Origin of the sequence: Methanosphaerula palustris E1-9c (genome assembly GCF_000021965.1) — an archaeon.
Taxonomy (GTDB): Archaea; Halobacteriota; Methanomicrobia; order Methanomicrobiales; family Methanospirillaceae; genus Methanosphaerula; species Methanosphaerula palustris.
On sequence record NC_011832.1, the window covers coordinates 1,679,560 to 1,692,471 of the forward strand.

General features: G+C 55.2%; 12 protein-coding genes. 8 read left to right on the forward strand and 4 right to left on the reverse strand.

Going from position 1 to position 12,912, the window contains the following annotated elements; genetic code table 11:
- Positions 1 to 7: 7 nt before the first annotated feature.
- From MPAL_RS08070 to hcp, 3 genes are all read right to left on the reverse strand, one after another.
- Positions 8 to 265 (reverse strand): hypothetical protein, encoded by a 258-nt coding sequence (locus tag MPAL_RS08070; protein WP_012618263.1) that lies wholly within the window; start codon positions 263 to 265, stop codon positions 8 to 10.
- Positions 266 to 326: 61 nt separating this feature from the next.
- Entirely contained in the window at positions 327 to 692 is a 366-nt protein-coding gene (locus MPAL_RS08075; RefSeq protein WP_012618264.1) for a cupin domain-containing protein, read from the reverse strand.
- A gap of 71 nt (positions 693 to 763) precedes the next feature.
- On the reverse strand, positions 764 to 2,380 hold the full coding sequence (gene hcp, locus MPAL_RS08080) for a hydroxylamine reductase (protein ID WP_012618265.1): 1,617 nt from the start codon (positions 2,378 to 2,380) through the stop codon (positions 764 to 766).
- 86 nt (positions 2,381 to 2,466) lie between these two features.
- Here hcp and MPAL_RS08085 point away from each other — a divergent pair, with 86 nt between their 5' ends.
- The 5 genes from MPAL_RS08085 (at position 2,467) to MPAL_RS08105 (ending at position 5,262) form a co-directional block, all read left to right on the forward strand.
- A complete protein-coding gene (locus MPAL_RS08085; RefSeq protein WP_012618266.1) occupies positions 2,467 to 2,826 on the forward strand; it encodes a winged helix-turn-helix transcriptional regulator in 360 nt (119 codons plus the stop codon).
- A gap of 97 nt (positions 2,827 to 2,923) precedes the next feature.
- Entirely contained in the window at positions 2,924 to 3,406 is a 483-nt protein-coding gene (locus tag MPAL_RS08090) for a metal-dependent transcriptional regulator (RefSeq protein WP_012618267.1), read from the forward strand.
- Positions 3,403 to 4,209, forward strand: a complete 807-nt coding sequence (locus MPAL_RS08095) for an energy-coupling factor transporter transmembrane component T family protein (RefSeq protein ID WP_012618268.1) — start codon at positions 3,403 to 3,405, stop codon at positions 4,207 to 4,209. Before MPAL_RS08090 ends, MPAL_RS08095 begins: the two co-directional genes overlap by 4 nt.
- Positions 4,210 to 4,335: 126 nt before the next feature.
- Entirely contained in the window at positions 4,336 to 4,983 is a 648-nt protein-coding gene (locus MPAL_RS08100; protein WP_012618269.1) for an energy-coupling factor ABC transporter permease, read from the forward strand.
- Positions 4,984 to 5,262, forward strand: a complete 279-nt coding sequence (locus MPAL_RS08105) for a hypothetical protein (RefSeq protein WP_012618270.1) — start codon at positions 4,984 to 4,986, stop codon at positions 5,260 to 5,262.
- A gap of 67 nt (positions 5,263 to 5,329) precedes the next feature.
- Here MPAL_RS08105 and MPAL_RS14525 read toward each other — a convergent pair whose 3' ends face one another.
- Positions 5,330 to 7,951 (reverse strand): response regulator, encoded by a 2,622-nt coding sequence (locus MPAL_RS14525; protein WP_012618271.1) that lies wholly within the window; start codon positions 7,949 to 7,951, stop codon positions 5,330 to 5,332.
- A 189-nt stretch (positions 7,952 to 8,140) separates the two neighbouring features.
- Between MPAL_RS14525 and MPAL_RS08115 the strand changes: the two genes are divergently transcribed.
- The 3 genes from MPAL_RS08115 to MPAL_RS08125 all read left to right on the forward strand — a co-directional run bounded on the left by MPAL_RS08115 (position 8,141) and on the right by MPAL_RS08125 (position 12,841).
- The gene (locus tag MPAL_RS08115) at positions 8,141 to 8,983 is read left to right on the forward strand and encodes a nitroreductase family protein (RefSeq protein ID WP_330217421.1); all 843 of its coding nucleotides are present in this window, start codon (positions 8,141 to 8,143) and stop codon (positions 8,981 to 8,983) included.
- 326 nt (positions 8,984 to 9,309) lie between these two features.
- Complete coding sequence (locus MPAL_RS08120; protein ID WP_012618273.1) at positions 9,310 to 11,463, forward strand: C39 family peptidase; 2,154 nt, start codon at positions 9,310 to 9,312, stop codon at positions 11,461 to 11,463.
- Positions 11,464 to 11,479: 16 nt separating this feature from the next.
- Entirely contained in the window at positions 11,480 to 12,841 is a 1,362-nt protein-coding gene (locus MPAL_RS08125) for a hypothetical protein (RefSeq protein WP_012618274.1), read from the forward strand.
- The last annotated feature ends 71 nt before the right edge of the window (positions 12,842 to 12,912 follow it).

A 12,912-nucleotide genomic window follows, 5' to 3' on the forward strand; every position in this document is an offset into this window, starting at 1 on the left:
CCAATGATCAGTCGTTCCACTTAAAATAAGGGGTTCCCTCGATCACCCTGCATTCGATCCGTTCCTCCTCGAAGAGGTGCGGGATCAACAGGAGAAGATCTGCGATGAAGATATCGAGGTGACGAATCCGATCGATCTGGTCACCGATGATCGCCGCTTCGATCTCATGCAACGAGTACCCGGTATCCGGATGGGCTCTGAGAAATCGTTCAATTTCATTGATCTGCACCGATCCTTCGCTGAACTCCCATGCTGACACCGGCATTCCCCTTCACCTTCGATACCCTTTATCCAGGGAATCTGGTATTTAATAGTACCGGCTGGTCTCACTCGCGGATCATCGTCAGCGACATCTTGAACCGCGTGAGGGCCGAGAGGGCATGGGGGACATTGGCCGGAAAGATGATCGTCTCCCCTTCCTTCATCTGGTAGGTCTGGCCGGCCACCCAGACCTCGCACTCGCCATCCAGGATCGTCACGACCGCATCGTAGGGGGCGGTATGCTCGGAGAGACCCTCGTTCTCATCGAACGAGAATATTGTGATGCTGCCGGCCTTGCGGTTTGCAATCATCCGACTTGAGACGGTCCCTTCCGAATATTCGACAAGGTCCTTGAGAGAAAGCACCTTTGCATAGAGTTCTGCTCTCCTCTGGTCGTGTGTATCCGGATGTTCCGGTTTATATTCTGCCATTGACTGGTAAACCTCCATTCTTTCTAGTGGCACCCCTATAAAAAAGAAGGGATCTGTCTCCAGGTCGACGCTTATGCACTCGGGACCATCCGGGCGAGGTCCTCTTCCACGGTACTGTTCTTGCTGATTCCGAAGTTTTCGACCAGCACGTTCAGGACACCGGGGGAGATGAAGCCGGGCAGGCGGGGTCCGAGCGTGATGTTTTTGACTCCAAGGTTCAGCAGTGCCAGCAGAACGAGAACGGCCTTCTGCTCGTACCAGGCGATGTTGTACGAGATCGGCAGTTCGTTCAGGTCGACATTGAAGGCCCCTGCCAGCGCCTGGGCGATCACGACCAGCGAGTAGGAGTCATTGCACTGCCCGGCATCGAGCACCCGCGGGATCCCGCCGATGGTGCCGAGGCCGAGGCTGTTGTACCGGTACTTTGCGCACCCGGCCGTCAGGATCACCGTGTCCTTCGGAAGTGCTTCTGCGAATTTCGTGTAGTAGTCCCGGTCACTGTGCCGGCCGTCGCAGCCCGCCATCACCAGGAACCGCTTGATCGCTCCGCTCTTCACCGCATCGACGACCGTGCCGGCGATCGCAAGGACCGCATCGTGGGCGGCACCGGTGATCAGGTCCATTCCGTTCCCGATGCTCGTCGGGGGCGGGCTGGTCTTTGCCCGGGCGATCACCGCAGAGAAGTCCTTGCTGCCGTCCGCAGCCGCAGGAATGTAGGTGACGCCGGCGAACCCGACCTGCCCAGTGGTGTAGATCCGGTTGATATACGACTCCTTTGGCGGGACCAGGCAGTTGGTGGTGACCACGATCGGACCGTTGAACTGTTCGAACTCCTCCTTCTGGTGGTGCCATGAACTGCCATAGTTGCCGACGAGATTGGTGTACTTCTTGAAGGCCGGATAGGCATGCGCCGGGAGCATCTCACCATGGGTGTAGACATCCACACCGCTCTCCTTCGTCTGCTCGAGGAGCATTTCAAGGTCTTTGAGATCATGGCCGGTGATCAGAATACCGGGGCGTGTCCCGACCGTCGTCTTCACCGTGGTGATCTCAGGCTTTCCATAGGCCCCGGTGTTGGCCGCATCGAGGAGGGCCAGTACCTTCACACCGACGCCCCCGCATTCGAGGACCAGGGCGATCAACTGGTCGGCCGGCAGGTCTGCGACTGTCGCGGCGAGCCCCGTCTGGAGGAAGGTGGTGATCGTCTCGTCGGTAGAACCGAGCACGGCTGCATGGGTGTAATACGCACTGATCCCTTTCATACCATAGGTCAGGAGTAGGCGGAGCGAGGTGATGTCGTCCCCTTTCTGCGCCAGTGATGCAATCTCATCAGCCTTCGCGGCGATATCACCGTCGTTCTTCGGAGTCCAGGTGCAGACCTCCGGCTCTTCCCCTTCCAGATGTGGCAGAGCATCGCGGAGTGCGATGGCCTGCTGGATCAGATCGTTGAACCGGGCCGGGTCGAAGTTCACATTGGTCAGGGTCGCAAAGAGTGCATCAGCAATGAATATTCCTGCTTTTGCATCTCCGACTCCCTTTTCCATAGCCTTTAGATTCCGCACTGCGATCCCCTTGCACAGATATATCAATACATCCTGAAGCCCTGCGGTGGCTCCTTCTTTACCGCAGACCCCTTTCACTGTACATCCACTACCTTTTGCCGTCTCTTCACACTGGTTACAGAACATAAATTTCGCTCCCATGGTATATTTTTGCTACAAGATATCTAATATATACTATAATATAAATAGTCGGAGGTTTCAAAAAATATACCATGCAGGAAGCGTGCACCGTCAATAAAACAGTCAGATATCTAACCAGGAAATGGACGCTTCTGATCATTCTGGAGATCTACAAAGGGGAAGGATACTCCCGGAGATTTTCAGATCTTCGGGATGCTCTGGCAGGCATCACCTCCAAGACACTTTCGGAACGGTTGAAAGAACTTGAAACAGAGGGGCTCGTCACTCACCAGATCGATGCCACCTCGTTCCCGGTGAAGAGCGAATACATCCTGACCGAGAGCGGCCTTGAGATCATCGAGATCGTCAGGGACATCAAGACGTGGGCGTTGAAGTGGAAGATCGACAACATCGCCTGTGGGAACCAGGACTGTAAGGTCTGCGTGCTCTAAACGAGCAGAGCATCACCAGCAACCCATCGAAGGGAAGACCTGAAAAATTTTGGGGCCTGTTCAAAATATTATTAAGGTCCTGGAGAGTAGTGTACCTATGCATCACTTCACCGGGTTTGAGCTCACCCCCCGGAAAGTCGAATATATGAAATATATCTCAACGCGAGGAGAACGGGTGAACACCAGCAAAATGGCGGTCTATTTCAATGTCGACCCGTCCACGATCACCAAGATGATCGGTGAACTCTCAGAGAGTGGGTACCTCACCCATGTGCCCTACCATGGAGTGACGTTCACCCAAAAAGGAAAGGAATATACCGAGTTTCTCCTCAGGCGTCACAGGATCCTCGGGCTGGTACTCACCCATTACGGGCTTTCGCCCGAAGAAGCCTGTTTTGAATCGGCCCGGTTTGAGAGTTATGTCTCCCGCGAGATGATCGATCGAATCTGCAGGTCCCTTGGACATCCGATGATGGGTGTCTGCGGAGCCATCCCCCATGACCGTGAATGCTGTCAGTTGGAGGCAGATCATCTGGCTGATGAACAAAAAAATGTCAATACAATACAGTTTGACCGGTGATCGGATTGCTGAACGATCACCTCCCTGACCTGAACCTCATCACCTGGTATGCAGAGAGTAACCACTCATTCCTCTCCCGGGTGAGTCCCTGGACCAAAGGGATCACTCTGGTACTGCTGGTGCTCTTCATTACGGTGAACCGGTCTCCCCTGCTGCTGGCCGGAGTCTATGCTGCGATCCTGATCCTCTACAAAACAGCCGGATTTTCATTAAAGCAACTCTTCAAATGGTATCTGCTCCCAGTCGTCTTCGTTATCTCGATATTCGGGATTATGATGTGGAGTGAGCCGGGGCCGATCCTTCTATCTATTCCCCTCGGTCTGATGACATTGACGCTGAGTGTAAACGGTCTCCTTCTGCTGATCACCTTAACGCTTAAGACGCTGATCATGGTCACCTACTCATTGCTCTTCCTGATGACGACGCGCTATCTCCACCTGACGACGATGGTCGACAGGGTCTTTCCAAACCCGCTCAATCAGATCTTCCTGATGTCGTACCGGTTCATCTTTCTTATGCTCTCCCTTGTGGAAGCACTCCTCAAATCGGTAAAATCGCGTGGTGGTGGTCTGATCCAGAGTGCACGACAACAGGGAACGATATTTGCCGAGGTCTTCGGACTGGTCTTCATCCGCTCGTTCGACAAGGCAGAACGGGTTACCGGAGCCATGCAGGCACGGGGATACTCGGGACAGTACAGGGCACTGACACCAGTCCCTTCCATCCGGGTACCGGAATGGATCTTCCTTATCTGTGCCGGCATCGCGGTGTTGTATGTGATACTGACCGGGAAGATCTGGTGAAGAATCCAACCTTTCTTTGGAAGTAAATTTTTACCACACCCCAAAATTTTAGCAATGTTTTTCTGTTACCACAAAGAATGCTGATCACCAGAGAGGAGAACTTCGTCTGGTATCAGTTGATCAGTTATGGCGCATATACATCTTCCAGATGGATCGTTCACCCTTCTTTGGGTAGTAGTATGGTGGGTTGTGACCGGGGTGTTGATCGCAGGGTCACTGTACCTGTTGCGGAGGAAGGGACCGCTTGATAGCAGAAAGATCACCATCGCCGCCTTCTGTACAGCAGCCTGTTTTGCAGTCTTTCAGGTGAGTATCCCGCTCTTCGGTGGAGTCCATATCAATCTGACCTCCCTGATCGGGATTCTCACCGGTCCCCTGATCGGGAGTCTGATCGTCTTCATCGTCAATATCCTCTCCGCCGGTATCGGGCATGGCGGATGGGGAATGGTCGGAGCCAACACCTTCGTCAATATCATCGAGGTTGTTACGGCCTACGCGGTGTACCGCGGAACCGGGCGGTTCCTCACCGGAACCTTCTCCCGTGCCGGCATCGCAACCCTCATCGCCCTCGTTTTTGGCAGTGTGGGAATGATCGGGGTTATTCTGATCTCCGGTGTGCAGGGGACGGAACAGACGATGAGTCAGACACTGTACGGACTCTCTCTTCTGACGGTGGTGAACCTCGGGGTTGCAGTCATCGAAGCCTTCGTCACCGGATATATCGTGACCTATATCAAGAGGGTGAGACCGGCGATGATGCCAGAGGAGAACTGAATGGTCGACAGAACTGATAAGAAGGGACTGCTGGTGATGGGAGGTCTTGTCGTACTGATCCTCATCGGAGCGCTCCTCGCTTTTCATATCACCGGCCCCATGGGGATTGAGGACCGGTTCACCAGTGCGGTCGGTCTGCAGCAGCACGATGAAGGGGGGGAAGACGGGGATGGAGGGTTCTTCGGTTTCAGTCTGGAAGGGAATACCCTCGCCTATCTGACGATCCTCGCCCTGTTGATCATCGTCTGTATCCTCGCCCTCAGAAGAACCGGAATGTAGATCATCTCAAAGATCATTTTTTGTGGGAGGGCTGAAGCACGAAGGAGACTTTCCCCCAGACTCGAATTCAATCCGTTTCGATGAATCGGAAGGATCCCTTCGGCACCGTGATCAGGAATCGAGCCCCCACCCCAGGGGTGCCGGCCTCACGGATCGTGATCCCAGTGATCGCCAGGATCTCACGTACCAGGAAAAGGCCGAGTCCGGTATTCTTTCCAACACCTCGTTCAAAGATCCGCTCCTTCTCCCTGACAGGAACCCCGACCCCGTCGTCCTCCCATGAGAGGACCAGATTCTCTCTCTGTCGGCCAGCAGAGAACCGGATCTCAGTCACCCGCTCTCCATGCCGCATGGCATTGTCGAGCAGGTTGAAGAAGACCTTCGCCATCAATTGATCGGCGAACACCTCGATTCCTTCCACCGATGTGGTGAATCGGATGTTTTCAGGTAGATCCTGAGTGGGAAGGAGGTCGACGAGAGGGTGCCAGTGAGGCGGATGGTATCCCAGATCCCGGTAGACCCGGGTGAATTCGATCTGGTTCTTTATTGCCCCAGTGGCTCCATTCAACTTGGTGAGGATCGTCGACGTCCCCTCTGGACGGACCTCCTCGTCGAGGAGGTCGAGATACGCCTGGATCACCATGATCTGGTTGAGGATATCATGGCGGGTCACGCTCGTCATCAGGTTCAACTGCCGGTTCGCCTGCCGCAGTGCCTGCTCAACCTGCATCCGTTCAGACCGATTGATGATCATGCAGTGGACCTGTTTTAAGCCCATATTCCGGCCGTATGCAGCGGTCACCTCACAGAGAGCAAGGAACTGTGTTCCATCCCTCCTGATCAACTGGTACTCGTTCCCCCGGATCTGCCTGCGGTCGACCAGTCTGGAGAAGAGGTTTTTAAAATGCTCGCGGCTCGACTCGACGACGAGTTCTGAGAACGGGTGACCGATCACCTCTTCACGGGTGTATCCCATCTCGTCCAGCCAGGCCTGGTTCACAGCGATCAACCGGCCTTCCGGGTTCAGCGAATGGTAGGCGACCGGAGCATGCTCAAAGAGCATCCGAAACCGCTCCTCGCTCGCCCGAAGTTCCCCTTCAAGGTTCTTGATGGCAGTGATGTCGACCAGAGAGGCGACTGCCTGCCCGGTCTGGGGGAGCACCCCGACCGTGGAGAGGATCGAGCGTTCCCCTCCATCCTGCCGGACGAATCGAAACTCATACTGCAGGGGGTTCTGCCGGAGGGGAGCGCTGATCGCCCTGTGGTACGCCAACACCCGGGCCCGATCCCCTGGCACGACAAAGTCCGTCAGATACCGTTTTCCCTCCAGTTCATCCCGGCTGTATCCGGTTATATCCTCAAAGGTGCCGTTGACCAGGGAGATCGCAAGATCCGATCCAACCTGGACCATCGCGGTGCCGGTGTGTTCGAAGATCGTGCGGTACGCCTCTTCAGAGTTCCGCAACGCCATCTCACTCTTGGTCAGGGAATCATACTGCTGGCGGATCTCCTCTTCAGAGGCTGCAATCTCTTCATAGGCAGCCTTCAGGCTCTCCTCTCCATTCTTCTGATCGGTCACATCTCTGCTAACAAAGAGGACGGTCTTCTTGGAGAGCCGGGAGATGAGCGCCGTATACCAGTGCCAGGTCCCCGCGATGGTGAGGGAGTACTCCAGCGGGGTCGTCCGACCGGTGGTGAGGGTCTGCCGGATCCCCCGAAGGAATTGATCGGCAAGATTCTGCGGAAATACCTCATGAACGGTTTTACCAAGGTATGCATCAGGGATCCGGTGTATCAGATCAGGGCTGGTCGGAGCGACCTCCTGAAACCGTCCTTCGTAGTCCAGAGTCAGGATCTGGTCGGTCATCGCTGAAAAGAGTGCACGGAGTCGACGCTCGGATCTGGCCAGCGCCTCCTCAGCCCTCTTCTGATCGGTGATGTCCCGCCCCTGGACCTGGACCCCGCTCTTGATCCCGTCACGGATGATCGCGCTCCCCCGCATCGAGACGACCACCCAGGAACTGTCCTTCTTCATCATCCTGAGTTCAACGCCGGTCTGGGAGTGGTCAGGCATTTTTGCCACAGCCTCCTGGAACCGTTCGAAGTCCCCCGGGAAAAAGACTGAGTCCTCAGCCCGTACCCCAATCAGTTCTGCTGGGTCAAGCCCAAGGATCTTCGTTGATGATGGGGAAACATAGGTGATCCGGAGGTCGGGGTCGCAGACCAGGATCAGGTCGCTGGACCGTTCAGCCATCCCCCGAAACCGTTCTTCACTCTCCCGCAGCGAGATTTCGGCTCGTCGTCGGCGAATGGCCTGCCGGATCTGGTTGGTCAGTTCGCTGAACTGGGGGCGGGGTTCACCTCCCTTCTGCAGATAAAAGTCAGCGCCATTCTTGATCGCTTCAATCACCACATCCTCGCGTCCTCTCCCGGTAAAGAGGATGAAGGGAAGATCGCCGAAGAGTGAACGAACCTGTTTAAGAAAAGAGATTCCATCGATCTCCGGCATCTGGTAGTCTGAGACGACTGCATCGAAGGATCGGCATCGAAGTGCCTCGATACCCTCCAGAACCGAGGAAGCGGTCTGCACAACAAACTCTCCCGTGAACTCCAGAAAAATCTTTCCGAGTTCGAGAAGGGCCGGTTCGTCGTCGACATACAGCAGGGTATTTTTTCTCTGGTCTGGCATGATGCTTTGGCCTGTTATGAGAACAGATACGCTAGAATAACAGATAAAGAGCATGTTTTACGCATCTGGTTCTGGATGCTCCTCACCAGAGAGAACCTTCCCGGTGTCCCCCTGGGAAGAGAAAGAACCAGCCGATCAGAGACCTTCCCAGAGTGAGTGATCGGAAGATCGGATCCATACGACTATCAGGTGATCAGGAGAAAGAATGCAGGTATGAGCACCATTGTGATCGATGAAACGAACTGCACGCATTGCTCCACCTGTGCGACAATCTGCCCGTCAGGGATCATCGAAGAGACCGACAGCATCCCTTCGATCCGCCCGGAGAACGAAGGATCCTGCATCGCCTGCGGACAATGCGAGGCGACCTGCCCGACCGGGGCGCTGAAGGTACAGGACCCGGACGGTCAGCCATCGGCACTGCCGGCGGGCCGGCCGGCGATGACACCCGGTGCGCTCGGCCTCTATCTGCAGAGCCGGCGATCGGTCCGCCACTTCAAACCCGAACCGGTGCCAAGAGAGACGATCGAAGCGGTGATGGAGATCGTCAGGTACGCCCCCTCGGGTGCGAACTTGCAGCCCGTCCAGTACATCATCATCACTGACCCGGCCGAGGTGAAGCGGCTCGCCGGCGTGACGATCGAATGGATACGGGATGAGATCGCGGCAGATTCACCGCTGAGCAGGGGGCTGCCGCTCCAGCATCTGGTCGACGCCTGGGAACAGGGATCCGATCCGATCTGCAGGGGTGCTCCCCATCTGGTGATCGCCCACACCCCCGCAGGGAACTCATCGGCCCCGGTGGATGCGATCATCGGGCTGACGCACTTCGACGTGACCGCGCCGGCCTTTGGAGTCGGTGCATGCTGGGCCGGATTTCTGACGATCGGGGCCATGGCATCGGAGAAGGTGAAGCAGGCGCTCGCCATCCCGGAGGGGAGGGTGTATCAGTTCGCACTCTTCTTCGGGTACCCGAAGTTCACGTCCCACAGCATCCCGTCCAGAAAGCCGGCCCGGATCGAGTGGCGGTGAGCGAGGGCTCATCCGCGCACCGGGTCTGAACAGAACTACCGGCGAATGTGGAACTCGCCACCATACCGATCTCTTTTTTCTTCTGCAAGGGGGACGGATCTCCCCCGGTTTTCGATTGTAGTATTCATCTAGATATTCGGTTCGTGCGAATGAGCAGAACAGACGGCGAGGTCAATAATAAAGTGTTGATTTTTGAAATAGATAATTATAAATAATGACAGGATGAGTCCCTCCACTGTAGTGCATCGAACTGTTCGTTCACCTGTCTCCCATGACGATGTCGGATGTGTCCAGGTGTCATGCAGGGAAATTAGGGGATGTAATCAATGAAACTGATCAGTATGAGCATCGTGGTGGTTGCTCTGCTGCTAGCGGCGATGGTAATGGTACCGTTCGTGACTGCGGCGGCAGCGGATTCACACGCCGTCAGCGTTGAAGAGGCAAAATCTGTCGCAGAGACAAACGTGCAGCGAATCGCTGCTTCGTCCTCGGAGTTCTCGGACTGGAAGAGTGCGGACATCCGGCAGGCGACGACATACTATGATCTGACCGGAAACCAGTCAGCGTATTCGTTTGAACTTACGGTCGGCGGCACGTATGCCGGGTACCTGATCATCTCTGCAACGCGGGAGAACTTCCCTGTCCTCGAATACTCGAGAGGAGAGACCCCTGACCGAAATGCAACGGTGAAGGCCAGGGCAGACCGGCTTGCCGCACAGGAGGCAAGCGAGAAAAAAGTCTCAATTAGTGCCGGGCGACCGCTCTATCTCGGGGCGACGTTCTTCTACATGGACTATTCCAACGACAAAGCCGATGCGAAGAAGACCGGTGACGAAAGGATTGTGGTCGACCTCAACGAGGGGAAGATCCTGAGGCCGGAGTCTTCGAACGCGACCCTTGCACGATTCGGAACGAACGAGTTAGAGATTCAGCGATCCGAACTGTCAAAAAAAGCGCAGGCACTCGCAGCGTGGGACACGATAGAGAAGAGTACATCTAATAGCAGCGCACGGACGGCTGGTGCAAACAGTGTGGCGGTTATGACACTCGGACAGACGACAAAGATCATTGATGATGTCCCGTTCTACTTCTGGAACGATGGCTGTTCACCCACGTCGGCAGCGATGGTCCTGGGATACTGGCGCAACCGTGGCCTGACGCGCCTTCCAATTACGAACCAAACCAGTGGAGATCCCCTGACATCTGAGTTACGAAGGGATATGCTAACATTATATGGTGCAACAATTCCAGCAATGATACCAATTGGTATGAACTTGGTCACACAGAATTACAGTTATCAATATAGTGCTGATTTTCAGACAATAATCATTTCTACATGGCACGTGTTAATCAATGAAATCGACGCTGATTCGCCTGCCGTGCTATCAATGTTGAGCGGCGGCGCTCCCTTGGAAATACCCTCACGACCATATGGGGAGCATAGTGTGGCAGCCGTGGGGTACGATTCCGACGGCACGCTTGGTAATACGTATGTAATAGTCCACGATACATGGGATCCTCTCGTCAATCGCCATATCCTGATATGCAATTGGATTGCTGCGGTAAGTAGTGCTGAACGGCCCAACTCTACCTACACCATCACCGCCAGCGCTGGAAACCATGGCAGTATCAACCCGGCCGGCTCCGTGCAGGTACCGATCGAGACGCGGAAGACCTTCACCATCACTCCGGATGCTGGCTGCACCATCACCAGTGTCATGGTTGACGGTCAATCGGTCGGAACCGTGAGCAGTTACACGTTCGAGGACGTGACGGCCAGTCACACGATCAGTGCGACGTTCGGGCAGAACGCGATGATATGGAACTGGTCACAGAGCGGCTGGGGCACCTGGCAGTACCGGGCGTACACTCCATCGGGCCTTTCAACACCCTATGGGCCCGTGATGACCAGCAATTCAATCGAGGGACTCCACGGGGAATACGGCATCGATATCCAGAGTAACCCTGGCTTTGGTCAGACCTGGATTAACAGGACATTCACTGATCCCACCGGCGTGGGCTGGAATACCATCACTTTCAATGGTGTTTTGACTCCTGCAACGTACGCGGATGAGACCGGTTTCGGGATAAGAGTGAACAACGATTGTGTATTCGATGCGTGGGCCTCACAAACACCCCCAGGCAATAGCGGCCAACCGTTCTCGTTTACTGCCAATTTTGCCCAATCCCCAACGGTGGAAGTAACCATCAACTTCATATCGGACTATGCACCGATCGAACGAGACGCTCTGCATTACGACTCGCTGTCCCTCAGCCGCCAGCCGGGGTCCCTGATGACGGCCGGGAATGCGTCGTTCACCATATCGGACAGAAACGGCACGACCCAGAGCGGACTCATCACCACAGAAAAGTCCGGCACCATCACCATCACAGACTCGACAGGACGGACGAGGAGCGTCACGCCTTTGAATTTGAAGAACAGATCGATGACTGGTGCCGTTCACCAGAGTCATGAATGAACAGAGGAATGGATCGATGTCGTCATATCTGCCGTCTAACAGAATTCAGTGGGGGATCTGTCTCGCCGTCCTCACCCTCCTCCTCTCATCCGCACTGATCGGCTCGGTAAGCGCCACCCCGCCTCCTCCAGATTATAAGGCCTGGTGGGCCACGACAAACACCGAATACCTCAATGCATCGGATGCCGGCCTCTTTGTCGAGACCGACGGATACATCTCCCGGCAGGGACGTGAGAAGAGACCACCATTCCTGTCGAACGTCTCGGATAATTATTATTACACCAACTTCACCTCTCCGAAGACCGGCGAACAGTATCTCACCGCCGTCTGGTACTTCAGTGACTGGGACGGATTCATAAAAGAGAAGGACGAGCTGCACCGATACCTTCAACAACACGGTACAGTCACTCCGGTCGCACTCAATCTCTCTCCAGAACTCGCCAGTTCCAATAGTTCTGACCTGGTGAACCTCTCCGGATCTGAGCAATGGCAGGCGATCGATGCGACCCAGTACGAGAGTGACGAGACGTCGGGGTACCTCCTCACCTTCGTCATGGATTCGCACCCGGGGGTGAACTACTACATCGCGTACTACGGGGTCGTGGGTCCAACTGATCTGAGAGAGGAAGCTCATCATCTCCACCTCCTTGCGATGACGAACCTTCCTGTAATGGTACTGGGTCACTTATACGTCTTCAATCTGACGACGCCGAAGACCAATTCACATGATTCGTCCAGCCACACATCCAGTCTCGCGTCCAACCCCATATTCAACCCCAAAACCTGGATCCCATTTCTCGTGGTATTCATTCCGATTCTCCTTCCGATCATCGGCTTCACCTTCATCCCGATCATCGTCCTCGCGTATATCTCCGCCAGGATATCTCTATGGATGGAGGCCCGCTTGACTCCACGGACCCGTGCCATCCTCCCACTGAGCGTCGCCGGTTGTCTGATCGGGGTGATTGCCCTCAGGTCTCTTTTCATCGAAGAGATCTCGCTTGGTTGGACCGATCTCATCGCCGCTGCAATCCTCGTCCCAATGGGGGTGCTGACCGTCAGACCATTCTTTAAAGAGCGCCTGAAGTACGTGAAGCCGAAGTCTGCCGTGTTCCTCTGCGTGGTCGGGACATTCTACACCATTATCATTGGTTCCCTGTTATACCTTCTTCTGGGTGTAAGTTTTACCTCGAACCCAGGTTCTCTCGATCAACCGCTCTCGTACATCGTGGGTCGCTCTGTCGTCCTGCGATCAGTCATCCTTTATATCATGAGCGTGGTCATCGCCATCGTTCTTTATGCAGTGATCCTGTTCTGGGACCTGATCCGGAGACGCCGACAGAGCAAGAAGCATAAAGTGGAGGATGAAGATCAGTGACTCCATAACGAGGAGGAAGGCCGGCACCAGCCCGGAATCAACAGGAAAGACGTGAACAGATCGATGACCGG

What these genes read in the sequence shown, in the direction of transcription:
- MPAL_RS08090 (WP_012618267.1), top strand. Translation starts at nt 2,924, where the DNA reads ATGCATCACTTCACCGGGTTTGAGCTCACCCCCCGGAAAGTCGAATAT.
- MPAL_RS08085 (WP_012618266.1), top strand. Translation starts at nt 2,467, where the DNA reads ATGCAGGAAGCGTGCACCGTCAATAAAACAGTCAGATATCTAACCAGG.
- MPAL_RS08100 (WP_012618269.1), top strand. Translation starts at nt 4,336, where the DNA reads ATGGCGCATATACATCTTCCAGATGGATCGTTCACCCTTCTTTGGGTA.
- MPAL_RS08105 (WP_012618270.1), top strand. Translation starts at nt 4,984, where the DNA reads ATGGTCGACAGAACTGATAAGAAGGGACTGCTGGTGATGGGAGGTCTT.
- MPAL_RS08125 (WP_012618274.1), top strand. Translation starts at nt 11,480, where the DNA reads ATGTCGTCATATCTGCCGTCTAACAGAATTCAGTGGGGGATCTGTCTC.
- MPAL_RS08075 (WP_012618264.1), bottom strand. Translation starts at nt 692, where the DNA reads ATGGCAGAATATAAACCGGAACATCCGGATACACACGACCAGAGGAGA.
- MPAL_RS08070 (WP_012618263.1), bottom strand. Translation starts at nt 265, where the DNA reads ATGCCGGTGTCAGCATGGGAGTTCAGCGAAGGATCGGTGCAGATCAAT.
- MPAL_RS08120 (WP_012618273.1), top strand. Translation starts at nt 9,310, where the DNA reads ATGAAACTGATCAGTATGAGCATCGTGGTGGTTGCTCTGCTGCTAGCG.
- MPAL_RS14525 (WP_012618271.1), bottom strand. Translation starts at nt 7,951, where the DNA reads ATGCCAGACCAGAGAAAAAATACCCTGCTGTATGTCGACGACGAACCG.
- hcp (WP_012618265.1), bottom strand. Translation starts at nt 2,380, where the DNA reads ATGTTCTGTAACCAGTGTGAAGAGACGGCAAAAGGTAGTGGATGTACA.